The sequence below is a fragment of the Arthrobacter alpinus genome (assembly GCF_001445575.1).
Classification (GTDB): domain Bacteria; phylum Actinomycetota; class Actinomycetes; order Actinomycetales; family Micrococcaceae; genus Specibacter; species Specibacter alpinus_C.
Genome location: NZ_CP013200.1, coordinates 2395577 through 2419835, shown reverse-complemented (window position 1 = coordinate 2419835; position 24259 = coordinate 2395577). Strand labels below are relative to the sequence as shown.

Here is a 24259-nt window from a genome sequence, read left to right as displayed (position 1 = left end):
CCGAACCGTGCAGGGTTGTGACCGCGCGTTGCACGGGCGGACACTCATTGCCATCAAGTCTCCCACGTTTACCGCGCCACGAGAGAACGCACCACATATAAGCACCCTCCTATTCGTTACCCTAGAAACCATGGCATCGACTTCCGAGCACATTTTCAAGTTCCTCCGGTCTCTGGCGGGCGCACTCTTCAGCCCTGGGAAAACCTCCCAGCCAAGGAATAACGCACCCAAAACCAGGCCCGGCAACAAACCCTCTGGGTCCAAACCCTCGGCTTCCTCCAGCGGCAGGCCAGCGTCCCGCTCCACAAACCGTCCGACGTCGGGTACCCCCACCAGCGGGCTCAGCGCACCCTATCCGGGAGACTTCCGCGGCACGGCGACTGTGGCGTATTCCCCCAAGCCCGACGGCGCGGCGGACCCTGGCGAAATTGTGTGGACGTTGGTGCCGTATGAGGAAGACCACAGCCAAGGCAAGGACCGCCCCGTGCTCATTGTGGGCAAAACAGGGAAATATCTGCTGGCACTGATGATGACCAGCAAAGATCACAGCGATGATCATCGCGGCGACAACGACTACATCGACATTGGCACGGGCTCCTGGGACAAACAAGGCCGTGACAGTGAAGTGAAACTGGACCGGGTTCTGCAGGTCTCCGCCGCGGACCTGCGCCGTGAAGGAGCTGTTCTCGATAAGAAGCGTTTCGGCGCCGTGGCCACCGGCCTACAACGGCGACACGGCTGGAAGTAGTCCGAACCAGGGCCGCGCCGCTGATCTGATAAACTTTTGACTGTGTGTATCCGTGCAGGTCGGCGGATGCAACAGCTTGGCCCGACGTTCACCATAATTCGAGCATCCCCACGCCGCTGTCGACGGCCAAGCTACGCCCTCTACGACCGAATTTACGTATCAAAAGAGAGTTATACATCGTGGCTAATATCAAGTCTCAGAAGAAGCGCATCCTGACCAACGAGAAGTCGCGTCAGCGCAACCTCGCCGTTCGTTCAGGCGTCAAGACTGCTGTCCGTGCAGTAAACGTGGCAGTAATCGCAGGCGACAAGGATGCAGCAGTAGCCGCACTGGTGAATGCCGGCCGCAAGCTGGACAAGGCTGTCAGCAAGGGCGTCTTGCACGCCAACAACGCTGCCAACCGCAAGTCAGGTCTCGCTGCGAAGGTTAACGCCCTCTAAGCTAAGCTGACCCGCTTCGCAACTCAAATGAAGGACCCTCGCCATTATGGCGAGGGTCCTTCATTGTTTAATTGGCCCTGGCGTGGGCTTGCGGGCCAAGTACTCATTGGCCCCGGTGTCAGTGCAAGAATCCTGGATGGCCTGGCGCCGGGGGCATGACAGTGGTAATTGAGCTGAGGTAAGCCACCTCGGTTTTGAAGTCGATCAGGAACTTGGCAGCCATATCCAGTGAAAGATCGCTACGCACCACAATGCGTTGCACCGTCAGTGACGCCAAACCGTCGGGCATCGGGTAGGCAGGGACAATCCAGCCCTGGGTGCGGAGCCGGTCTGCAAGATGATAGAGATCCCAGTTAGCGGTGTAGCCGGTTTTCAGCGACCAGGCAAAGACGGGGATGTCGGTGCCGTCATTCCACAACTCGAACGGCCCCAGTGCAGCAATCGAGCGCGAGAGCATCACTGCAACATCTTGGGATCCTTGCTGCATCTCGGTGTAGCCATCCACACCCAACCGCAAGAACATGTAGTACTGCAACAACACTTGGGCCCCAGGCCGTGAGAAGTTAAGCGCAAAGGTGGGCATGTCTCCGCCCAAATAGCTCACCCGCATGATGAGATCTTCCGGCAACCACTTCTCATCCCGCCAGACCACCCAACCCAGACCGGGGTATACCCCGCCGTATTTATGGCCCGACGTCGAAATCGAGTGCACCCGCCCCAACCGGAAATCCCATTCTAGATCGGGTTGCAGGAAGGGTGCGATCATGGCCCCCGAAGCCCCATCCACGTGAATCGGAATATCCAAGCCGGTGGTTTGTTCAATCTCGTCGAGTTTTGCTGCGATCTCGCGCACCGGTTCGTACATGCCGGTGTAAGTCACTCCCATAATGGCGACAACCCCGATGGTGTTCTCATCGATGTAATTCTCGAGGTCATGCCCGTCAAGCACGCGGTGTTCTTCGCTAATGGGGACCAGACGCATCTCAACGTCCCAATAATTGCAGAATTTCTCCCAGCAGACCTGTACGGCGCTGGACATCACTAAGTTAGGTTTCTGGGTGCTTTTTCCAGCGGCACGGCGCTGGTGCTGCCAACGCCGTTTGAAGGCAAGCCCACCCAACATGCAGGCTTCGCTGGATCCCGTTGTTGAGGTACCGATCGCCGAAGTCACATCTGGAGCATTCCAGAGCCCGGCAAGGATCTTCCAGCAGTGGTCCTCGACCGCCGCAGTGGAGGGGTACTCATCTTTGTCGATCATGTTCCTATCGAACGTCTCGGCATAGAGCCGATTCGCGTGATCGTCCATCCATGTTGTCACGAAGGTGGCAAGGTTGAGCCGTGGATTTCCGTCTAGGAGCGCTTCGTCGTGCACCAGTTGATAAGCAGTCTCAGGCAACAAGGAGCCGACCCCCAGCCGGTTACGCACGGCAGCAGTGGCGCGTGGTCCACGGTCAAAAACGGGCGTCAATTCATTGTCAATCATTGAGTCCCGTTCCTAGGTTGAAGCTTCACCCACCACGCCGCCAAGTTCCGACTGCCATTGGCAGGAAACGGGTTGAATGGTCCTTTAGGTCAGTGTGTCAGAGCGGACACGCGCTCCACAAGACCCGCCTCCACTTCAGCGACTCCACGGCCAAGCCGTGCCCTCCCCAGTGCTGGGTACCACGGATTTCCTCCTACGGGTTAGTGGTTTAGCGCCTAGCTGCCGTGGCAATCACAATCACGGCGCGTTCCACCGCGTACACCGGATCCTTCGCCTCACCCTTAACCTGCGCGTCGGCTTCGGCCAGCACCTTGATGGCAGTCACCAGCGCCGGTCCACTCCAATGTCCGGCATCGCGGCGTGCCGAATCAACCTGCCAAGGGCTCATCCCGAGCTGCCCGGCGAGCTGGGCGGAACTGCCACGGAGCGAAAATACCTTGGCGACCTGCCGAACCTTCATGGCCAGCGCTCCCACCAGAGGCACCGGGTCAACACCTGTGGCGAGGGCATGTCTGAGAGTGGACAGTGCCACGGGGGCGTTGCCGGCGAGGGCAGCATCCGCCACGCGGAAGGCTGTGGCTTCCACACGACCACCGTAGTACTTGTCGACGTCGTCGGTGCTGACCATGCCAGTGGTGTCAGCGATCAGCTGCGAACAGGCTGCCGCCAATTCCGAAAGGCTAGCGCCAACGGCTGCGACCAGGGCCCGGACGGCCTGCGCATCGATTCTGCGCTTGTTCAGTGAGAACTCTGCGCTGACAAATTGTGACTTCTCCGCATCTTTCTTCAACGGCAAGCATTCAATGCGAGGAGCACCGAGCGCCTTCAAGGCGTCCAGGAGCTTCTTCCCGCGGGTACCACCGCTGTGCACCAACAGCAGTGTGACATCCGGGGCAGGGTCCTTGATGTAGGCCAGCACATCCTGCAGGAAATCGTCATTCATGGTCGCCAAGGCCGTGGCTTCAATGAGCTTAGGTTCGCTAAAGAGGGACGGGCTCGCCACCATCCCCAACTGCCCTGCCGTGTACTGGGCAGCGTCGATAGAGGTAAGTTCAATAGCCGGGTCCTGTGCCCGCAACTTCCGGCGAACATCGTCGGTGGCTCGGCTGGCGATGAAGTCCTCAGGACCAAAGAGCAGCACCACGGGAGCCAAGGGAACATCCCGCCAATCGGAGCCTCCGGAAGGCCGCTGGGAAGTTCTGGGTGCGGGGCTCACTGAAGGCTTCCTGTCCATGCATTATTCACACCATCTACTGTGCCACTGACCGCTGTGATTCCCAAGCGGTGCGGCGGCGCCCAACTCACATGCCGCTGCACGGCAGGATTCGCCTCAGAGCGTTTGAGCGTCACTGCAGCCCGCCGGCCCTGGCGTCCCCTCTTCATAGTTGCAGTACCGCCGCGCTCCACCATGCTGTTGTTCCGGCAGCCAGAACCACCGCGATCATAAACCAGTGATCTCGCCAACCGGCCGGTAACAACGAACGCAATTTTAGCGCCACGGTCATGGCGCGTTGCCGCTCCACCATGACAAACAGAGCCGCGAGCAGCGCGGCATTCAACAGCGACATCAGCACCACCCCCTGCACCCCGGAAGGCCAGGGCAGACTCGCAGCTGGCAGCGTCGACATGGTGCGAGCCACCGCCGCCACCCACCAGGCACCTGCCCCGCTGATTGCCGCACACACCGCAGCCAGCGGCGGGATCACAGCGGCCACCACCATGCCGAGTGTGCCCACAGTGGTCACGAGAGCCACGACTGGGGCCGCCAACATATTGGCCGGAATGGTGTAGGGCGTCAGTCTGGCTTGCAGCAGCACAATGACAGGGGCGCAGAACAGCTGAGCAGCGAGGGGAATGGCAATTGCCTGTGCGAGCCACAGCGGCAGCATGACAGCCAGCCACTGTACGCAACGTTGGCCCACCAAGTGCAGCCCCAACGTGGCCAGAACCGAGAGAATGAAGGCGTAATCTGAGGCGAGCCAGGGATCACCGAGCAACAGCACCACGACGGAAAGTGACAGGAGAGCCCCCACTCGTTTGGGGCGGCCACCCAACACGGCCATGGCGCCAATGATCCCCATGACAGCAGCTCGCAAGACGCTGGGGTCCGGGCCAACCACCATAACAAATCCCAGCAGCCCTGCACCCGAGGCGGCAAAGGCAATGCCACGCGGCACGCGCAGCGACCGCAGCCCCAGCATGAGCGATGCCAAAACCAGCGTACAGTTCGCGCCACTGACGGCAGTTAAATGTGTGAGACCAACAGTTTTCATGGCCCCATCAAGACTTTTGTCCATGCCGGCACGGTCACCCATAACCATCCCGGGCAGGAGCCCGGCTGTGTCGCTGGAGCCTTTGTCCCACACTTCATGGACGGCGGAGATCCAGGACGTGCGAATGGCTGCGACCGCCGCTTGCGAACCTCCCTCGGCGGCTTTCACGGCCTGCGGAACAGTGGACGGCCGAAGAAGTCCGGCAACTGAATCGCGCTCACCGGCAGGGACAATGATGCCTGCGGTGACAGCCCTGTCGCCTGCTTGCAGGCTCGCCCACGCCATGGACGCCACAACCCGGACGGGCAGTCTGCCAGCCATGAGCTGCCCCTTGGCGCTGGCCGTGAGCACCACCGCATCGAAGGCCACCCGCTGCGGACCGTTTTCCATGCCCAGTGGCCGGGGTGAGTTCTTCAGGCTCAAGGTGAGCACCATGTCCTGGCCCCGCGCCATGGCCTGCTCAAGAGGCGACTCCGCAGTACTCCACGAGCGCAGGGCCACCGATGCCAGCACCGCCACAATGCAGACCGTGGTGAGCACTAGCGTGGGAGCAGCTGCCAGCAGCAGAGCGGACGCACTGCCACAACGGCTGACTCTGCACCTGCCGGGGCGGTTACGGCCTGTCCATCCACCGGGAGATTGCTGGCCAGCTCGCAGCCCAAAGCTGCGCCGTATCCTGACCACCGAGAATCCTGCCAACAAAACTGCAACGAGCAACACCGCACAGCCAACAAGCATCTCCCCCGGCAAGACCACGGCTACGGCTGCTGCGGCCCAGGTCCCAACCACTGCTGGCAGAAGCCGGGCGTCAGGCCTGCGATGCACAGCGACCTCTGCTTGGCCGACTTGCGCCTCGGCAATCCGTCGGCGCAAATCCGCAAGGTGTAGCCGCAAGCGCAGGTGAAGTGGTTTGGGCGCCGCGGGCTCTACCTCACCCACGGCTGCTCTGGCGAAACGAGCCCAGCGCGGTTCCCGGACTCTCATGACACTGTTACCAGATCACGGAGACTCGCCATCATTTTCGCCCCAATTCCGGACACTGCATCCAGGGCGTCCACCGAAGCAAAGGGCCCGTGATCGGTGCGCCAGGTAACGATCCGTTCGGCCAATACCGGGCCCACCCCCGGAAGCGCGTCCAGCTCTGCTGCCGATGCGGTGTTGAGATTGAGCAGCCCGTTCCCAGGGTGAGAATTCGCCGCTGATCCGGGCACGGAATCCGGCGCTAACACGGCACCGGGATGCGGCACCATCTTTGCGGCCTCTTCCTTGGTGGGCACAAACACCTGCAGACCGTCGGCCAAGGGGGCCGCCAGATTCAAGGCGGCCAATTCCGCCGCGGGCAAGGCTCCCCCCGCCGCGTTCACAGCGTCAAAGACTCGGCTGCCCGGTCCTACTCTGTACACTCCCGGGTTCTTGACCGCTCCTGCCACGTGCACCACAAGCACTCCCTGAGTTACTGTGGCGCTGGATGGCAAAGCCCCATTGGCTGGCGGAGTAGGCGCTCCTGGTGAGGACATCTCCGGCGGATCGGGGCTACCGTGGCCAGACGGTTGGGTTCCAGCGGAGGCCTCCAGTGGCGGAACTGCCACCTTGCCGCCTGTTTCGATGGCAAGTTGCGCCGACGCATTCTGGACTCCCGCCGATTCAATCCATAAGACACCCAATGCGGCAGCCACCATAGCTAGGACCACCACCAAGGACCGCACCGGAACAACCCATCGGGGCCCCAGCCAGCTGGCTGGGCCACGGCGGCCGGCAGCGCTAGGGCGGGCAGCACTGGCGACAACGCTCTGCGCACCACCTGGGCCGCCGTCGAACCTTCCGGGGCTATCAGCACCACCGCCACTGCGGGCGCTTCCACCTAAGGATTCCCACCGCTGATTTGCTGCATTGCGCTCTTTCATGGCCCAACCGTAGGCCTCATAGCACCCGCAAGCACGGCCGTTAGGGCCTTCTGTGGCGAGTCAGAGCTCCGGGTCCGGCTGTGGAGGAACAACCGCATCTGAAACCACTACCACCAGCACGCCCAGACCCGCGTGAGCAGCCAGGACGGCAGGCAGCCGGGTCAAGGTGGCATCTGCTAGTCCCGGCGCGCCGGCTTCCAAGGCCCGACCGAGGGCCCGGGCCTGGTCCGCGTTGCCGAAGTGGTGCAGGCTGATCCTTGTCCCGGCGGCCCCCCGAGCCGTAATGTCGGCCGCGGCCAAAGCCTGAAGCCGGGCGATGGCTTTGGCTGCCGTGCGCACCTTTTCGAGCGGGACGATGGCACCATCCTTGATCCCGAGGATGGGTTTGATGTCCAGGACTGTCCCAAACCAGGACGAGGCAAGGCTGATGCGTCCACCCCGGCGCAATTGCTCAAGGCTTGGCACATAGAAGTAGACGGCTGTGGCCGCAAAGGCCGTGGTGGCTGCGGCAATAACGGCTGGGGCATCATCGCCACGCAGCGACGATTCCACTGCAGCCTGGACTCCCCTGCCCTGCCCCATACCCACCGTTGCAGAGTCCACCACGTGCACGGGGATCGGGGACCGGTCTGCCGCCAGCTGGGCTGCTTCCAGTGTTCCCGAGAGTTTCTTTGACAGGTGTAGCGAAACGATCTGCGCGAATCCGGCATCGGCCGCAGCCTTGTAGGCGCGTTCAAACTGGCCAGGAGACGGTCGCGAAGTTTTGATGGGTTTGCCGGATGCCAGCGCCAGCGATATGTGAACTTCCAGTTCCGCATCATCATCGGAATACACGTTCTCGCCGATAATGACCGGGATGGGCACCACGGTGAGCACCCCGGAGTCGGCAATTTCGCCAATCCATTCCGGCGGGAGTGCTGCCGCGGAATCGGTGACAATGGCGACGCTGGGCGCAGGCGGGGCTACCGGCTCTGGCGAAAGCCCAGTTTTTTTAGGGTTTAAGGGGTTGCTGGGCTTGGGGCGTATTCGGCCAACCTGATTCCTTAGCCAGTTCAGAGCAGTCGGTGTGTCATTCACTGCAGTCATCCCCTTCACGAATGCACCTTCAAAAAAGCATGCCGGCCGACAACACAAAAGTGCCCTGCCCCGGTGAGGGCGAGGGCACTTTTACGCTGTGATGCTAAGCGCAGTGACTCTTCGCTAATTAGGCAGGAACAATATTGACCAGCTTAGGCGCACGCACGATCACAGTGCGGATGCCACGGCCATCAAGTGCTTTTTGAACGGCGGCAGAGCCCAAAGCCAGTTCACGCAACTCCTCTTCGGTGATGTCCGGGGACACCTCGAGACGGTCCTTGACCTTGCCTTGGATCTGAACGATCGCGGTGATGCTCTGTTCCACCAGCAATGCCTCATCGACGGCAGGGAAGCCCGCGTTGGCAACCGAGGCCGGGTGGCCCAAGGTGTCCCACATGTCTTCTGCCGTGTACGGCGCAAACAGGCTCAGGACAATGGCCACTGCCTCGGCAGCTTCACGCACCGCAGGATCGGAAGCGCCGGCACCGGAGTCAATGACCTTACGGGTCGCATTGACCAATTCCATGAGCTTGGCGACCACAACGTTGAACTTGTGGCCTTCCAGCAAGACCTTGGTGTCGTGAACCGTGCGGTGCGTCAGGGAACGCAGTGCGGCGTCGCCGCTGGTGGCCGGGGCGCCCGGTTCACTGGCTACATCGCGGGCCAGACGCCATGCGCGGGCCAGGAACTTGGCCGAGCCGGACGGCGAAACATCCGCCCAGTCGACGTCGTCCTCGGGAGGCCCAGCAAAGACCATGGTGAGGCGAATGGCATCCACCCCGTACTTATCCAACTGCTGCCCCAGATCAACACCGTTGCCAAGGGACTTGCTCATGGCCTTGCCGCCGTTGAGTACCTGGCCCTGGTTCAGCAGCGCGCTGAAGGGTTCGGTGGCTTCGAGCAGGCCCAGATCGTGGATGACCTTGGTGAAGAAGCGGGCGTAGAGCAGGTGCAAAATAGCGTGCTCAACGCCACCCACGTACTGGCCTACGGGCATCCAGTCGTTGACCTTGGCCGGATCGAACGGGCCCTCGGTGTAGTCCGGCGAGGTGAAGCGCAGGAAGTACCAGGATGAGTCCACGAACGTGTCCATGGTGTCGGTGTCGCGCTTTGCGGGCTTGCCACAGGAGGGGCACTCAACATTGACCCAGTCCGCGGCGGCAGCCAACGGTGAGGTGCCCTTCGGGGACAGATCCTCGCCGCGCAGATTATCCGGCAGGCGGACGGGCAGCTGATCGTCTGGAACCGGGACCTCGCCACAGTCGGCACAGTGAATGATCGGGATGGGTGTGCCCCAGAAACGCTGCCGGGACAGCAGCCAGTCACGCAGGCGGAAGTTGATGAACTTCTCGCCCGTGCCCAACTTTTCCAGAACTTCAATCGCGGCAGGGATTCCCTCGGCCTTGGACAGGCCGTTCAACTCGCCGGAGTTGATGAGCGTGCCTTCGCCTGTGGAGGCGATGCCGGTCTCGGCGGGATCTTCCATGCCGGTGTCCAGCACTGCGCGGATGGGCAGGTCGAAGGCCTTGGCGAAATCGAGGTCGCGCTGATCGTGAGCAGGCACGGCCATAATGGCGCCGGTGCCGTAATCGGCCAGCACGTAATCGGCGGCCCAGACGGGCAGCTTCTCACCGGTCAGCGGGTTGACGGCGTAACGGCCGGTGAAGATACCCGACTTGGGGCGGTCGGTGGACTGGCGTTCAATGTCGCTCAGAGCCTTGACCTGCTCGCGGTAATCGCTCAGCGCTTCAGCGTGCTCGGCAGTCACCAGCTCCAGTGCCAGGGGCGCGTCGGCGGCGACCACGAAGAACGTTGCTCCGTACAGGGTGTCCGGACGGGTGGTGAAGACTGTCAGTTCCTGCTGTGCCTTCTCTTCTCCAGCTGCTTCAATCACGAACGTGACGTGGGCGCCTTCGGAGCGGCCAATCCAGTTCTTCTGCATGGCCAGCACGCGGTCCGGCCAGTGGCCCTTGAGTGCGTCCATGTCGTCCAGCAGGCGGTCGGCGTAGTCGGTGATCTTGAAGTACCACTGGTTCAGGGACTTCTTGGTGACAATGGTGCCGCAGCGTTCGCAGGCGCCGTTGACAACCTGTTCATTGGCCAGCACTGTCTGGTCCGTGGGGCACCAGTTCACGGGTGAGTTTTTGCGGTATGCCAGGCCCTTCTCGTGGAAGCGCTTGAACAGCCACTGCGTCCACCGGTAGTACTCGGGGTCTGAGGTCTGCAAACGGCGTGACCAGTCCACGGAAATGGCGTAGCGCTTGAACGACTCCGCCTGCGTGTCAATGTTGGCGTACGTCCACTCGCTGGGGTGCGCATTGCGCTTGATGGCAGCATTCTCAGCGGGCAAGCCGAAGGAGTCCCAGCCAATCGGGTGCAGCACGTCGTAGCCCAGCTGGCGCCAGTAACGCGAGACAACGTCTCCCATGGCAAACGCCTCGGCGTGGCCCATGTGCAAGTCGCCCGAGGGGTACGGGAACATGTCCAAGACGTAGCGGCGTTCTTTCGAGCCGTCGTCGAGGGGGGTGAAGACCTTGAGCTCGTCCCAGATGGCCGGCCATTTGGCTTCCATCGAGGCGAAACTGTAGACGCCTTCTTCGCTGTTCTCTTCAGTCTGAGACTGCACGCTCACGTACCCTGCCTTTTCAATCATTGTTGGCTTCTTGATCCTTCTGACCGTTTACACACAAAAGCCCCTCGACATGGCAAGGGGCGCACCGCTTTATAAATTGCGGCTAAATAAGAAGGAGAAATGTATGCACCCCTTTACTTTACCGCACTTAAAAAACTAAGTACCAAGGCTGAAACGTGGTGTTCGACGCCGGACTGCTCCCCTATGCGCCGAACCCGCCGTGGGTTTTGTGCATGTTGTCCACTGGCGCCGAACTCATGTCCAGTTGTGCGCAGCACAGAAGTTAAAAGCACGACGGCGGGACACCACAGTTACGTGGCGCCCCGCCGTCAAGCATTTAATGCCGTTGCCCCGTATTAGAGGACGTCCTCGTCAACCCAGTCCATGGACTTGGTGACGGCCTTCTTCCAGAGGCGCATCTGGCGATCGCGCTCAGCGGCCTCCATCTGCGGTTCCCAACGCTTGTCCTCGGACCAGTTGTTGGACAACTCGCCCAGGTCCTTCCAGAAGCCCACGGCCAGACCGGCTGCATACGCTGCACCCAAGGCTGTGGTTTCGGTGACCTTAGGACGGATAACCGGGACACCGAGGATGTCAGCCTGGAACTGCATGAGCGCGTCATTGGCGACCATGCCGCCGTCGACCTTGAGCTCAGTTAGGTCAACACCGGAGTCGGCGTTGACGGCGTCCAGCACCTCGCGGGTCTGGAACGCAGTGGCTTCCAAGGCGGCCCGGGCAATGTGGTTCTTATTCACAAAGCGGGTCAGACCCACGATGGCACCGCGGGCATCCGCACGCCAGTACGGTGCAAACAGGCCCGAGAATGCGGGGACGATGTAGACGCCACCGTTGTTCTCGACCGCTGCGGCCAGCTCCTCAACTTCGGGAGCGGACTTAATCATGCCGATGTTGTCGCGCAACCACTGGATGAGTGAACCGGTGACGGCTATGGAGCCTTCCAACGCGTAGTGCGGAGCGGCGTCGCCAAGCTTGTAACCGAGGGTGGTCAGCAGCCCGTTCTTCGAGTGGACAATTTCTTCACCCGTGTTGAAGATCAGGAAGCAGCCGGTGCCATAGGTGTTCTTGGCTTCGCCCTGGTTGAATGCAGCCTGACCGAACGTTGCAGCCTGCTGGTCACCCAAGATGCCGGCAACGGGAACTTCGCGCAGCAGCTGGCTGCCGTGCACGTGGCCGTAGACCTCGGAGGAGGACTTGATCTCCGGCATCATGGACTTCGGCACACCGAAGATGCCCAGGATTTCTTCGTCCCATGTGAGGCTTTCCAGATCCATGAACATGGTGCGCGAGGCATTGGTGACATCGGTGATGTGCACGCCGCCATCGGTTCCACCGGTCAGGTTCCAGGTCACCCAGGAATCGGTGTTACCAAAGAGCAGATCGCCAGCTTCCGCCTTTTCACGGGCACCTTCGACGTTGTCCAGAATCCATTTAATTTTGGTTCCGGAGAAGTACGTGGCCAGCGGCAGGCCGACCTTGGCCTTGAAGCGCTCCACGCCACCATCTGCGGCCAGTTCATCCACAATGCTCTGCGTGCGGGTATCCTGCCACACGATGGCGTTGTAGACCGGCACACCGGTGTTCTTGTCCCAGACCACGGCTGTTTCACGCTGGTTGGTGATGCCCACGCCCACAATATCGTGGCGTGTCAGGTTGGCCTGGGCCAGCGCGGTGCCAATCACCTCGCGGGTGTTGTTCCAGATCTCGGTTGCGTTGTGCTCAACCCAGCCAGCCTTCGGGAAAATCTGCTCATGCTCCAGCTGTCCGGTGGAGACAATGTTGCCGTCATGGTCAAACACGATGGCGCGGCTGCTGGTGGTTCCCTGGTCAATGGCAATTACATACTGAGACATCTTTGTTTCCTTTTCTTTGGCACTTTCTTTGGCACTTCAGAAGCGAGCAGAAGTTAAGCGACGGCAGCAATCAGATCAGGCATCCATTGGCTCATCAGACCAGCCAAGGCACCACCAAGAAGGGGACCAACAACCGGAACCCACGCGTAGCTCCAGTCGCTGGAACCCTTGCCCTTGATGGGCAACAAAGCATGTGCAATACGCGGGCCAAGGTCACGGGCCGGGTTGATGGCGTAACCGGTGGGCCCACCAAGTGAGGCACCAATACCTACAACGAGCAGTGCTACGGGCAGCGGGCCAAGTGCGGCCGGACCATTGGAAAAGTGCAAGATCACGAAGACCAGGACAAAGGTGCCGATGACTTCAGTGACGACATTCCAGCCATAGCTGCGAATGGCCGGGCCAGTGGAGAATACGCCCAGCTTGGTAGCTGCATCGGGTTCGCCATCGAAGTGCTGCTTGTATGCCAACCAGCACACCACGGCACCGATAATGGCACCCACCATTTCCGCACCAAAGTACGTCATGGTTGACGCGAAGTTCACGGCCACGCCGGGTGCGTACTCGGCCTTGCCGTTGGCCAGCAGACCCACTGTCACTGCAGGGTTCAGGTGTGCACCCGATTTAGCGGCAACGAAGACACCGGCAAAGACTGCCAAGCCCCAGCCCCAGTTGACCAGTAGAAAACCGCCGGAATTGCCTTTGGTTCCCTTGAGTGCGACGTTTGCAACAACACCACAACCCAACAGAGTGAGCAGCATTGTTCCCATCACCTCGGACAGGAACACTATTCCAAGAGACATCTTTGACTCCAATTGGTTAGTTTTTACGAGAAGGGCCAGCCATTTTGGCTGGCCCTCTTGAGCCCCCTTCGCCCCCCTAGGGCTTAGGCAATCAAGCTTTGTACCTGGACGCCATGGAAGCGTGCCAGAATATCTACGCTGTGGCCGATCTCTTGCGCCACCTTTGCCTCATTCCATCCCAGCAACCCTGCCAGCACAGCAGCGGTCTCGGCCAGCAGCTCACTGGTGACCAGGCCTCGGAAGGCCAGGGAGGTGCGGCGGATCATGACGTCGATGAGGTGTCCGATTTGTTCGTTCTCCACCATGAAGGCAACCTCACGGTCGCTGAGTTCATTGGTTGAATCGAACACCGTGTCTTTTCCTTCGGCAAGGTAGGCCATGACGGTCTCGGCGCGCGTTCCGTAGCGGGTCAGCAGGACCCCAGCCCGGGCGGCGTCGACCGTTCCGCTCGTGTGTGAGGAAATCCAGGCTTCGATGCCGGCATTGGTGGCGGGGAAGTTCACGCCGCCACCAATGGCCAGCTTGGCCGTGGACGTCTTGCGGGGTGCGCCCAAGATCGCCAGCACGTCGTTCGTCATGTGCTCAGACAAGGCGCGGAATGTGGTCCACTTGCCGCCAACCAGGCTCAGCACAGGAACGGAGGCCCCGGCAATGGTGCGTTCGGCGCGCTCAATCCTGTAGTCGCGGGAAACGAATCCCGGAGCCGTTGCGTCGTGGCGCGGCAACGGGCGAACACCGGCGAAGCTGTAAACAATCTCGTCGCGGGTCACCAAGATGTTGGGGAAAACATGGCCAACGAGGTCGAAGAAGTAGTCAATCTCTTCCTCGGTGCAGACCGCATCTTGGGTCATGTCAGCGTTGACGTCGGTGGTGCCAACCAGAACCCTGTCACCCATGGGGTAAATCAGGACGATCCGCCCATCGGTGTGTTCGAAGAAGATTTCGCGGCCGTTGCACGCTGCCAGCAGCCCGGGGTGATCCAAGACGATATGTGAGCCCTTGGTGCCGCCCATGAACTGGGTGGCTGCCCCCATGACGCTATTTGTCATATCCACCCAGGCGCCTGTGGTGTTGACAATGACGTCGGCCTTGAACGTGAACGTCTCACCCGTGAGCTGATCGGTGAGTTCAACGCCGTCGTCCGTGACGGCAGTAGCGGCCAGGTAGTTGGTGGCACGAGCCTTGGCATCGGCGGCGGTGACGGACTGCGCGGCACCAGCCAAGCCGGCCTTCTCGCCGTCCTGGAGGACATCCAAGGTCAGACGCTCCGGGTTGTGCACGGAAGCATCGTAGTACGTGGCTGCGTATTTGAGATTCGAGGGCAGCTGGGGCAACTCGGCAAGCGCCTTCTTGCGACCCTTGAAATCGTGGCGCGGAACAGTACCGCCGTCTCGTGAGAAGGCATCGTAGAGGGTCAGGCCGACCTTGATCAAGAACGCGCCGCGCTCCTGTGGCTTTCCCTGCTTGTGTGTCAGGAACCGCATGGGGGCGCTGAGGATGCCGGAGAAGGTGCTGAAGATGGGGATGGTGGTCTGCAGCGGCTTGACGTAATGGGGGGCGATCTTCAGCAGCCCGTTGCGCTCAACGACCGATTCCTTGACGAGGCGGAACTCGCCATTTTCAAGGTAGCGGATGCCGCCGTGGATCATGTGGGAGGACGCCCCGGAGGCGCCTTGGCAGTAGTCGCCGCGCTCTACGAGTGCCACATCCACGCCCTGAAGGGCCAAGTCACGGAACGTTCCAACACCGTTGATGCCACCACCAATGATCAAAACACTGGCGCGCGGGCGCTCCTTCAGGGCCTCAACTTGAGCTCGCACAACCGTTGGGTTTTGGTCCGCTGAATTGTTCTTGCCTGCGTTGCCTAGGAGTCCCACGACGACCTCTTTCGAGTCCAGATTAATTGCGCTCTATGCGCTTCTTCCCTTTATTGTTGGAGCAAGTGGAAATTTTAGTCAACATGTTTGCACGAACGTGCAGAAAGGGTCAATGAACCGTGAGTTCCAAGCGAACAAAACAGCAAGATGCCCTCCGAGCTGCACAAATGTACTACTTGCAGGATCAGACCATGGATGCCATTGCCAGGGAGCTCCGGACCTCCCGGTCCACGGTGTCCAGACTGCTCTCAATGGCCCGTGACAGCGGCCTGGTACAGATTCAAATCAAGACACCATCGGATCGGGCACCGGAATTGGAACGCGCCATCCGCAAGCGCTACCAAGTAGAGGTCCATGTTGTTCCGGTCTCCGACATGCTTAGTGAAGTTGAAGTCCTCGACAGGGTCAGCATGCAGGCCGCACGCACCATTGGCCCGCTGGTGGACTCCAATGCCGTGATCGGCGTGGCCTGGGGCTCCACTGTCAGCACCGTCAGCCGCCACCTGACCCGCAAGACAACCCACGGCAGCACCATTGTCCAACTCAACGGGGCAGGCAACACCCAAACTTCCGGCATTACCTACGCCTCAGAGATCATCCGCCGCTTTGGCACGGCGTACGGAGCCAAGGTGGAGCAGTTTCCCGTGCCAGCCTTCTTTGACCACGCCGAGACCAAGAACCTGATGTGGCAGGAACGCAGCGTCCGGCGCATCCTTGACCTGCAGGAACGAATGACCATTGCCATATTCGGTGTCGGCTCCATGGATGCCGAAATCCCCAGCCACGTCTACAGCGGCGGCTACCTCGATTCCACCGATCTCGATGCCCTAGAAGCCAGCGGTGTGGCAGGAGATGTGGCCACTGTCTTCTTCCGCTCGGACGGAAGTGACGACGGCATTGTGCTCAACTCTCGCTCCAGCGGTCCGGACCTAAAAAGCCTTCGCAAGATCCGGCGTCGTATCTGTGTCGTCTCTGGCACCAAGAAAATCACGGGACTGCGCGGCGCACTCGCCGCTGGCCTGGTCACGGATCTGATTCTGGATGAAACCACGGCGCGGGAACTGGTGGAATTGTCCAGCCCCTCCAGCGACCCGATTTTTGGCTTCCTCAATGGCTTGGACGGGCTCTAACCTCAGACTGGGTAAAGTTGTTGGTATGCAACGCTCCCCCAAATACACGCTCAACAACGGTGTCGACATTGATGTGCTCGGCTACGGCGTCTACAAAGTTCCCTCCGCGGACTGCGCAGACCTGGTCTCCACCGCCCTGGACACCGGCTACCGGACCGTGGATACCGCCGCCCTGTACGGCAATGAGGAAGGCGTGGGCACCGCGATCCGCAACGCCGTCGCCGCTGGCACGCCGCGCACGGACTTGTTCGTCACCTCCAAGGTTTGGAACACCGAGCACGGCTACGATTCCACGTTGGCTGCCTTTGACGCCAGCATGGAGCGCTTGGGGCTGGACTTTGTGGACATGTTCCTCATTCATTGGCCGTGCCCCGAGAAGAACTTGTTCATCCCCACCTACAAGGCGTTGGAATCCCTCTATCACGAGGGCCGCGTGCGTGCCATCGGTGTCAGCAACTTCGAGCCGGAGCATCTGGAACAGCTCCTGGATGCCACCGACGTGGTGCCAGCCGTGAACCAGATTGAGCTCCATCCGTGGCTGGCCCAGCACAGCTTGCGCGCCCTTCACGCGGAGCTCGGCATCGCCACTCAGGCGTGGAGCCCCTTGGCCCGCGGCGCACTGTTGAGCGATCCAGTGCTGCTCGCGCTGGCGGCGGAGACCGGCAAATCGGTGGCTCAGCTGGTGCTGCGCTGGCATGTCCAGTCCGGTCATTTGGTGATCCCCAAGGCCAGCTCGGCAGCCCGAATCGCTGAAAACCTGAACGTTTTCGACTTTTCACTCTCTGATACGCAGTTCACTGCCATCGATGGCTTGGATCAGGACCGCCGTTCTGGCTCAAATCCGAATGTTGTGAACTGACATGTCTGCCAAGAACAGTACGACGGCGCCCACCTCACCCATCGCTGTTGATGTGGCGGACCGGGTCAGTGCCCATGTCCTGAATGTTGCGGGCACCCCTGTTCATTACTGGGAGTACGCCGCCACCGAGCCGTCCGCTGTCAGCCGGACCATTGTCATGGTGCATGGTTTCCGTGGCGACCACCATGGGCTTGAGCGTGTGGTGGAGTTACTGCCGGAGCACCGGATCATCATGGCGGACCTTCCTGGTTTTGGAATCTCCCCAGCGTTTGCTTCCGGCCAGCATGATATTCCCGGATATGTGGCGTTCCTTGCCTCTTTCCTGGACGCGCTGGATCTTGGACCGGACACCGTCCTGTTGGGACATTCCTTTGGGTCTATTGTGGTCAGCCACTTTGTGGCCGCTCACCCGGACCGGGTCTATCCGCTCATCTTGGTGAACCCGATCGCCTCCCCCGCTTTAGAGGGGCCCAAGGGCATCATGACCAAGCTCGCGGTCTTTTATTACTGGGCATCGGCCAAGCTCCCGGCGCCGCTGGGCAATACCCTCTTGCGCAGCAAGCTCATTGTGCACGTCATGAGTGTGACCATGGCCAAGACGCGGGACAAGGCGTTGCTGGCTTTCATCCATGGGCAACACCACGCGTATTTCAGCGGCTTTGCCAATCGGGACATGCTGCTGGAGTCATTTCAAGCCTCCGTCAGTGGCACCGTGCGTGAAGTGGCTACTGCTCTCACGCTCCCCACCTTGCTGATTGCCGGAGCACAGGATGAAATCGCCACCCTTCCCAACCAGCACAAACTGCTGGAGATCCTCCCCCAGGGCGAACTTCTCGTCATTGACGGGGTGGGCCACCTCATTCACTACGAAACACCCCAGCCGGCAGCAATCGCCATCACAGCATTTCTTGAAAGGCACCCCGCCCCTTGAGCACCCCCACCGCGGCCAACACGCCAGAATCGTCCGGCTATCAGGGCACGTCAGCTAAACCCAAGATCGTCATGGATGCCCGCTTCACGCGCATGGATCACCACGACGGGATCAGCCGTTACGGCGCAAGCCTCATGGCCGCCGTCGCACCTTATGCGCAGGTAACGATGCTCATCCATGACGAACGCCAACTGGCACTGCTGCCGGATTTGCCGTGGGTGAAGATCAATTCGCCGCTGAGCCCGTTGGAGCTGTTCGTGTCCCGGCACGTCAATAAACTGGGAGCCGATCTGGTGTTTTGCCCCATGCAAACCATGGGCAGCTGGGGACGGAAATACCCCCTCGTCCTGACGCTGCATGACCTGATTTACTACGAGCACCCGGCACCTCCCGGATTTCTACCGGCGCCGGTGCGCGTGCTGTGGCGGCTGTACCACAAGGCGTATTGGCCGCAGCGGATGCTGTTGAATCGCGCTAACGTGGTGGCCACCATCAGCAACACCACGCTTTCACTGATGCGCCAGCACAAACTCACCAAGCGGCCGGTGCGGATCATTGGCAACGCTCCGCAGGGCGAGAGGACGCCGCGGGATCCTGGGGTGACACCGGAGAAAACGCTGACCTACATGGGCTCGTTCATGCCCTATAAGAACGTCGAAACGCTAATCCGTGGCATGGCCGAACTGCCTGATTTCACGCTTAACCTACTCAGCCGGATCACGCCTGAGCGGCGCGCGGAGTTGGCGGCGCTGGTGCCTGCGGGTGCGTCGGTGGTGTTCCATAACGGCGTAACCGATGCCGAATATGATGAGCTGCTGCTGCGCACTACGGCCCTTGTCACACTGTCCAAAGCCGAAGGCTACGGACTACCGTTGGTGGAGGCCATGGCACTGGGAACACCCGTGGTGGTGGCTGATACCGCGATTTTCCGCGAAGTGGGCGGTAAGGCAGCACAGTATGTGCCAGCCGATTCAGCGCACGACTTTGCCGTTGCCGTGCGCTCCTTGGCTGACCCCGCTGAATGGGCTGCTTGTTCGAGCGCGTCCGTGGCCCAGGCGGCCACGTTCAGTTGGGATTCCTCCGCCCAGGAACTGCTTGCCATTGCGCAGGAGCTGAGCCCGCCACGATGACACCACCGCTGATCCGGATCCATAAGAAGCCCCGTTTCGGCTTTCCTTGGCTGGCTCTTCTGCTGGGAATCGGAACAGTTTTCTTTACTGTCCAGGGCTACCAAGCAATCACCGCAACTCCCACCGCCCAGCTCGAGATTGTGGTTGAAGGCCAGCACGGTCTCAACATTTCCCAGGCGAGTGTGAACGCAGTTGTGGGCGAAGGCATCAAAACCTGGCAGCCGATGCGAATACTCGTCACACCCCGGATTCTGAGCCACGACGAGAAGAAGGGCCGCCAGGACCTAGGCGCTGACGTCATCTTGTCGACCATCATCGACGACGACCCGACTACGAGCATCAATAATCGCCGGTTTGCAGGCGTTGGGATCTATCCTGCCAGCGGCGACAATGGCAAAGACCTGCACAACACCTTAGAGATCCGCAACGCCTTCATGGACAACGTGGGCCTTGGTCACGGCCCCAAAGCGGTGGCTGCGGCGGCACAGCGTGCGGCCGAGGTTCTCGATAAAGGGCCTCTTCAATCCCCTCTGTTCTGGCTCATGGGAGTGGTCATCGGTTTTGGCTTAACGATCATTGCCTTGGCATTCTCACTCTCCCGGCGTCAACGGCGTGAATTGATCTTCCGCAGGCTGACCAAAGCCCAGCGGAAACTGGCAAAGGTGGTCCTTGAACTGGAGGCGCTGGAGGTGAGCTATCTCGCCACCCCCATGGAGCAGCGCACGGCTGGGTTTACCTCATCGTGGCGCGTGGTTCGGGACGCATCGCTGCAGCTGGCCCGAACAGAAAACGCTGTCATCGATGCGGTCTACAGCGCCAAATCCGCGCTGCAGCCTGCCACGGCCAGCCTCGTCGCATCTTTCGAAGCCGAAGCCGCGCGTTTGGTGGTTCAAGCAAATGCCCTCATGTCCGCGGGCGCCGTCTTGGGAACTCTTTCAGGACGCCAGCGTGTCTTGGACCGTTTGGCGGCCCCCATGATCTTCGCTACCAGGGAGCTGCTGGCCCGGCTGAGCACACGGTCGCCAGGTGCCGTCGCCGAAAAACGCGTGCGCCGCCTCAATGACGCGCTGGAATCGCTGCTGCGTATTCTCACCAACGATCATGGAAACCCCGAAACCATTCAGGCCTGGCGGTCAGCGGAGAACGAGCTGGAAAAGAGTGCACTGGCCGTGGACCGGTCACTCCGCCGGCATCGAACGGCACGTGTCTGGATGCCTGAGCCTGATAAGAAAATTGACGAGTACTCGGCCTTGCGGTCAGGGTTGGGGCTCTCGCCCACAGGTTCAAAACGAACCTTAACAGCCCTGCGAGATGCCAACGCTGCGGCCCACGCACTGTGCGGACCCTTGCCCGGGACCACGGAATTACCTGTGCCGGCTCCACGAGAATTCAGTTGGCTGATGCTTGTTCCGAAGCCTTCCACCCTACTGTGGGCTGCCAGGAGCACCCCCTGGCTTTTCCGAGGTGTTGGAATTGTGCTAGTCGCAGTCATCGCCAGTGCAGTAGTTGTTGGAAACTTGCCGTCACGGAACAGCAACGAGCTCAACGGCAAACTGCCTCTGCATTCCCTGGTTTTCGACGGGGAAACCACTGGCTTGGACGAAGCTCAAATACGCCGGCATTTTGACGACAAGTTCACGCAGCAAGTGGACATCACCGTTGCAGTCCGCAGCGCTACTGACTATTTGGGTATCCAGCAGGAAATACTGGCAGGCGATTCCGCCTTCGTTCAGAACCAGGACCCCCAAGTCTTGGTGGATGCCTTGTGGCGGGTGAAGGCAGAATTCCCGCAACTTCTGGAGCAGTCAACGGCAGAGCTCGGGGAGAACCATGTCATCATTCCGGTATGGAAGTTGGGCGAGGACCACTTTTCCATCCCGACGCCGATAACTGGTGCCGTGGCAGAGGGAGAATTCAATAGCCTGGGCAACAAGACTTGGGACCACGGCAGTTACTACTTCTCCGGCATTGGTGACATTACCGTGGCGCGGACCATCGAGAATCTAGCTCTGGGGATCCAAGACAATGGTTATCTGCAACCGGCAGTAAATGCCTTCTGGCTCTTTGTATTGCTGGCCTTGACTATTGCCTTGGGCAGCGTCACCTTAATCATGGCGATCAGCTACGGCGGAGTCATGTCCACGAAGCTTGGACGTTTTGGCCGCAATTCAGCAACGCTGCGACATGTGCGCACCCAACTCAATGAGCTCGCCTTGGGATTGGATGATTCGCGGCTAAACGCCGTGGCAATGCTCGGTTCGGGATCGGCGGCCACATCTGCCGAATCTGATCAGCGTATTTTTGAAGGCGCACTGGCCATGGCGTGGCGTATGGCCGATGACCTGGCCGCACGTTCTCTGTCACAGCGCCTTGGTGAGGAGTATGTGGCCGACGTCAAGAAACTCGAACTCCTGGTGAAGATGCTGTCCATTCGCGACACTGACGTCAACCGGCGTACAAGGGCCCTGCTTGATGCAACACTTGGTCGAAATCCAACCAAGTAGGCAACCAATGAAGCGGGTTAGCTTGCTGATTTTTTGGTGGTTTTGTTGATGAGGTTTTTGAGCCATTTGGGGTACTCAGGCCGCTCGGGTTCGGTATTCAGCGGTGGCCGGTACCTGCCACCAGGGGTGATCCAACCGATCCGCCCATCCGGGGTAGCTTGCGGTGTCCAGCCACGGAGCTTGATCCCGTGCCGTTCAGGCTCATCGATACACCGCCGGCGCCCACGCCGGTTCTTATCATCCTTGAAGTGCTTCATCAGGTGATGGCGTTTACACGCCGGGCGAAGATTCGCCATCACCGAGGCCCCACCAAATTCAAAAGCCCGTAAATGATCCAACTCCGTATCCAACACCGGATGAGGACAATTCGGTACATAACAACACCCAGCAAGGCCCTGCAAGACCGCTCGTTCCGCCGCCCGCAAAATATAGCGTTGCGGCTCCAACGGCAACGCCTCCCCCGTGATCGGATCAGTCAAGACCCGCAAGAACGAAGAACAATTCTTCAACAACTTCCTCGCCACGTCCTCCGGAATAGGACCACTCTGAGGCCCCACCAACTCTGCTGGTTCATCCGTGATCCCCAACAACCCCAAGAACGGGACCTTGACCAACACCAACGCATCCGGCAGCGGCGGATCAACCATCACACCATGAGCCGCCAACTCCACTAACTGCCGCTCATAATCCGCCTGCGGATCCTCGACCAACCCATCCACCACATCACCCACCAACCCAGAACCATCCCCCACCAACCCGACCACATCAACAGCATCAACCGGGTCAATAAGGTCAGCCGGGTCAATAAGGTTTCGACCATCTGAATCCACAGGATCAGCAGGATCATCATCGCTGGTGAAATAGAGGGCGGTGGCAGCAGCCGCGGAAACTATTCCTGCGGCGGGGGCGTGGGCGGTGGCAGCATCCGCGGAAACTATTCCTGCGGTGGGATCGGTTGCGGGGGCGGCAGGGCTGGTGGTGGGCAGTGGTGTCCCCTCACCACCGCCCCTGCTAGACAAGACTCCCCCAGCCGCAACACCACCGGGTGAAGCACCACTGGGTGAGGTACCGCTAGTAGGAGTTGGTCTTGTGGCCCAGACAGGAACGTCGTCCAGGTCAAGAACACTGCCACCCATACCCCCGGTGGCATCAGACGTGATAACGACACCAGTACTGGTGCCAGTGGTGTCAGAAGTTATGTCGACATCAGGATTTGTGGCGGTATCAGCTAGGGGCGCATGCTTACCGAAGCAAGGCGGTACATCAGGCTCAGGATCTTTTCCGTCGCGGCGCACCGTGGCTCGGAAAGCAGACCCCTGCCCACCCAACCCGCCAACAACACCAGACCCGGACCCAGCTCCAGCCCCACAATCAACACCAGTGCTCTGGCTGGTTGAATTCCCGGCACCAGTGCTCGTGCCACCCTTCGCGCCCCGTTCTGCGCGCCGGTCAGATGACATTCCGGTGCCCGTGCTCGTGCCAGCCCTGGTTCCGGGGTTGGTTTCTGGGTTGGCCGGGTTGTTGGTGGGCAGGGTAGCTTCGGCGTCGTTGAGTAACTGTGTGGCAGATTCCGGAAGGTTTTGGCCCAGTAGCAGGATCGCGGCAACATCGGCCCGTAACTGCGCCAGTGTCCTATGCTCACGACAATCCTGACCCGTCCCAGCAGCATCAGCCACAGCTTGAGCACGGACCCCATCAGCTTTAATCGCCCGCGCCAATCGAGTACACCGCGTATAAATCCCGGAGGCACTCACCGCCGGCATGTGCAACCCCAACCACGCCATCCCATCAGCACCCAGCGAACACACCAACTTCCGCTTCGCGAACGCTTCCTTAACCCGGACCGGGATACTCTCCGGAAACATCTTCTCCCGCGCCCGACGAGCCTTACCCAGAAACGAAAACGCTGTGGTCCCCGGCGCGAGAAACAACAACCGCCCTTCCAACACCGCCACATCGGCGGCCGTGGCACTACCCATAGACCCTAAAGTCGCGATCTCATCATTAATACTCACCGCATGCCGCCAAGAAAGCTCCCCCGCTTCCAGAGCATCCAACACCGCGGGACGTTCACTCAGCAACACCACACTGTGCTCCAGCAACGACGCCGCGCTCGGCTCAGGAATCCCCAACGCGAACGCGACCTCTGTAGCCAACCCCGCCGAGGCAACCCCACGCTGAAACCCATCTAAAGCCCACACAGATGCCTCAACCGCAGCCGCACCCACAACCCTAGCCACCAACCGTGCCTTACACCCCGCCACAGCATCCTCAAGACGCTTCAACTCCACCAACGCCGCAACCCCAGCATCACGAACCCCCTCAGCAACAGACAGCACCGACGGTGACTCCACAACCAGCCCCAATTCCGACCCCGGCTCCGGGAGCGGGTACAACGCCAGTGCCGGCAACCCCACCAGCTCAGCATTGTCAGACCCAAAAGGTTCAATAGAAGGAAGAGTAATCCCAGCCAGCAGCGACGCTACATCCTGTGTAGCCTCACCGCCCCGGTCCCCGGGGAACACCTCCCGAATACTCATACAACAAGCCTAAACCCACCGATATACAACCGCAATACTTACTAGAAAGTAACTTCT

At 60.4% G+C, this 24259-nt stretch carries 17 protein-coding genes; 7 read left to right on the top strand and 10 right to left on the bottom strand.

Annotated elements, in window-relative coordinates; genetic code table 11:
- The first annotated feature begins 130 nt into the window (after positions 1-130).
- Together AS189_RS10610 and rpsT are read left to right on the top strand one after the other, a co-directional pair.
- A complete protein-coding gene (locus AS189_RS10610) occupies positions 131-748 on the top strand; it encodes a type II toxin-antitoxin system PemK/MazF family toxin (protein ID WP_062288501.1) in 618 nt (205 codons plus the stop codon).
- Between the two features lie 179 nt (positions 749-927).
- Positions 928-1188, top strand: coding sequence for a 30S ribosomal protein S20 (rpsT, locus tag AS189_RS10605; protein WP_062288498.1), 261 nt, complete (start codon positions 928-930; stop codon positions 1186-1188).
- A gap of 118 nt (positions 1189-1306) precedes the next feature.
- Here rpsT and AS189_RS10600 read toward each other — a convergent pair whose 3' ends face one another.
- The 9 genes from AS189_RS10600 to AS189_RS10560 all read right to left on the bottom strand — a co-directional run bounded on the left by AS189_RS10600 (position 1307) and on the right by AS189_RS10560 (position 15108).
- The gene (locus AS189_RS10600) at positions 1307-2671 is read right to left on the bottom strand and encodes a glutamate decarboxylase (protein ID WP_062288495.1); all 1365 of its coding nucleotides are present in this window, start codon (positions 2669-2671) and stop codon (positions 1307-1309) included.
- Positions 2672-2879: 208 nt separating this feature from the next.
- A complete protein-coding gene (gene holA / locus AS189_RS10595; RefSeq protein WP_062288492.1) occupies positions 2880-3887 on the bottom strand; it encodes a DNA polymerase III subunit delta in 1008 nt (335 codons plus the stop codon).
- A 163-nt stretch (positions 3888-4050) separates the two neighbouring features.
- On the bottom strand, positions 4051-5928 hold the full coding sequence (locus AS189_RS10590) for a ComEC/Rec2 family competence protein (protein WP_062288489.1): 1878 nt from the start codon (positions 5926-5928) through the stop codon (positions 4051-4053).
- Positions 5925-6848 carry a helix-hairpin-helix domain-containing protein gene (locus tag AS189_RS10585; protein WP_062288486.1) on the bottom strand — a complete coding sequence of 308 codons (924 nt, stop codon included), beginning with the start codon at positions 6846-6848 and terminating at the stop codon, positions 5925-5927. Before AS189_RS10585 ends, AS189_RS10590 begins: the two co-directional genes overlap by 4 nt.
- 60 nt (positions 6849-6908) lie before the next feature.
- Positions 6909-7934, bottom strand: coding sequence for a DegV family protein (locus AS189_RS10580; RefSeq protein WP_129587241.1), 1026 nt, complete (start codon positions 7932-7934; stop codon positions 6909-6911).
- Between the two features lie 118 nt (positions 7935-8052).
- Complete coding sequence (gene leuS, locus AS189_RS10575) at positions 8053-10557, bottom strand: leucine--tRNA ligase (RefSeq protein WP_424581561.1); 2505 nt, start codon at positions 10555-10557, stop codon at positions 8053-8055.
- Between the two features lie 356 nt (positions 10558-10913).
- Positions 10914-12428: a glycerol kinase GlpK gene (gene glpK, locus AS189_RS10570; protein ID WP_062288481.1), complete on the bottom strand. Its 1515-nt coding sequence runs from the start codon at positions 12426-12428 to the stop codon at positions 10914-10916.
- 53 nt (positions 12429-12481) lie between these two features.
- The gene (locus tag AS189_RS10565; RefSeq protein ID WP_062288478.1) at positions 12482-13231 is read right to left on the bottom strand and encodes an MIP/aquaporin family protein; all 750 of its coding nucleotides are present in this window, start codon (positions 13229-13231) and stop codon (positions 12482-12484) included.
- 83 nt (positions 13232-13314) lie between these two features.
- On the bottom strand, positions 13315-15108 hold the full coding sequence (locus tag AS189_RS10560; protein WP_082634223.1) for a glycerol-3-phosphate dehydrogenase/oxidase: 1794 nt from the start codon (positions 15106-15108) through the stop codon (positions 13315-13317).
- A gap of 167 nt (positions 15109-15275) precedes the next feature.
- Here AS189_RS10560 and AS189_RS10555 point away from each other — a divergent pair, with 167 nt between their 5' ends.
- From AS189_RS10555 to AS189_RS10535, 5 genes are all read left to right on the top strand, one after another.
- Positions 15276-16238, top strand: a complete 963-nt coding sequence (locus AS189_RS10555; protein ID WP_062293420.1) for a sugar-binding transcriptional regulator — start codon at positions 15276-15278, stop codon at positions 16236-16238.
- 25 nt (positions 16239-16263) lie between these two features.
- The gene (locus AS189_RS10550) at positions 16264-17097 is read left to right on the top strand and encodes an aldo/keto reductase (protein WP_062288475.1); all 834 of its coding nucleotides are present in this window, start codon (positions 16264-16266) and stop codon (positions 17095-17097) included.
- Position 17098: 1 nt separating this feature from the next.
- The gene (locus tag AS189_RS10545) at positions 17099-18028 is read left to right on the top strand and encodes an alpha/beta fold hydrolase (RefSeq protein ID WP_062288473.1); all 930 of its coding nucleotides are present in this window, start codon (positions 17099-17101) and stop codon (positions 18026-18028) included.
- A gap of 71 nt (positions 18029-18099) precedes the next feature.
- On the top strand, positions 18100-19158 hold the full coding sequence (locus tag AS189_RS10540) for a glycosyltransferase family 4 protein (RefSeq protein ID WP_062293418.1): 1059 nt from the start codon (positions 18100-18102) through the stop codon (positions 19156-19158).
- Complete coding sequence (locus tag AS189_RS10535) at positions 19155-21662, top strand: DUF5129 domain-containing protein (RefSeq protein ID WP_062288471.1); 2508 nt, start codon at positions 19155-19157, stop codon at positions 21660-21662. Before AS189_RS10540 ends, AS189_RS10535 begins: the two co-directional genes overlap by 4 nt.
- A 17-nt stretch (positions 21663-21679) precedes the next feature.
- On the opposite strand, the gene AS189_RS10530 is transcribed toward AS189_RS10535, so the two are convergent.
- Positions 21680-24202 carry an HNH endonuclease signature motif containing protein gene (locus AS189_RS10530; protein WP_129587239.1) on the bottom strand — a complete coding sequence of 841 codons (2523 nt, stop codon included), beginning with the start codon at positions 24200-24202 and terminating at the stop codon, positions 21680-21682.
- Between the last annotated feature and the right edge of the window lie 57 nt (positions 24203-24259).

Excerpts from the sequence above, each read along its gene's own strand:
- AS189_RS10610 (WP_062288501.1), top strand. The coding sequence starts at position 131 with ATGGCATCGACTTCCGAGCACATTTTCAAGTTCCTCCGGTCTCTGGCG.
- AS189_RS10600 (WP_062288495.1), bottom strand. The coding sequence starts at position 2,671 with ATGATTGACAATGAATTGACGCCCGTTTTTGACCGTGGACCACGCGCC.
- AS189_RS10590 (WP_062288489.1), bottom strand. The coding sequence starts at position 5,928 with ATGAGAGTCCGGGAACCGCGCTGGGCTCGTTTCGCCAGAGCAGCCGTG.
- AS189_RS10585 (WP_062288486.1), bottom strand. The coding sequence starts at position 6,848 with ATGAAAGAGCGCAATGCAGCAAATCAGCGGTGGGAATCCTTAGGTGGA.
- AS189_RS10580 (WP_129587241.1), bottom strand. The coding sequence starts at position 7,934 with ATGACTGCAGTGAATGACACACCGACTGCTCTGAACTGGCTAAGGAAT.
- glpK (WP_062288481.1), bottom strand. The coding sequence starts at position 12,428 with ATGTCTCAGTATGTAATTGCCATTGACCAGGGAACCACCAGCAGCCGC.
- AS189_RS10565 (WP_062288478.1), bottom strand. The coding sequence starts at position 13,231 with ATGTCTCTTGGAATAGTGTTCCTGTCCGAGGTGATGGGAACAATGCTG.
- AS189_RS10555 (WP_062293420.1), top strand. The coding sequence starts at position 15,276 with ATGTACTACTTGCAGGATCAGACCATGGATGCCATTGCCAGGGAGCTC.
- AS189_RS10550 (WP_062288475.1), top strand. The coding sequence starts at position 16,264 with ATGCAACGCTCCCCCAAATACACGCTCAACAACGGTGTCGACATTGAT.
- AS189_RS10545 (WP_062288473.1), top strand. The coding sequence starts at position 17,099 with ATGTCTGCCAAGAACAGTACGACGGCGCCCACCTCACCCATCGCTGTT.
- AS189_RS10540 (WP_062293418.1), top strand. The coding sequence starts at position 18,100 with ATGGATGCCCGCTTCACGCGCATGGATCACCACGACGGGATCAGCCGT.
- AS189_RS10535 (WP_062288471.1), top strand. The coding sequence starts at position 19,155 with ATGACACCACCGCTGATCCGGATCCATAAGAAGCCCCGTTTCGGCTTT.
- AS189_RS10530 (WP_129587239.1), bottom strand. The coding sequence starts at position 24,202 with ATGAGTATTCGGGAGGTGTTCCCCGGGGACCGGGGCGGTGAGGCTACA.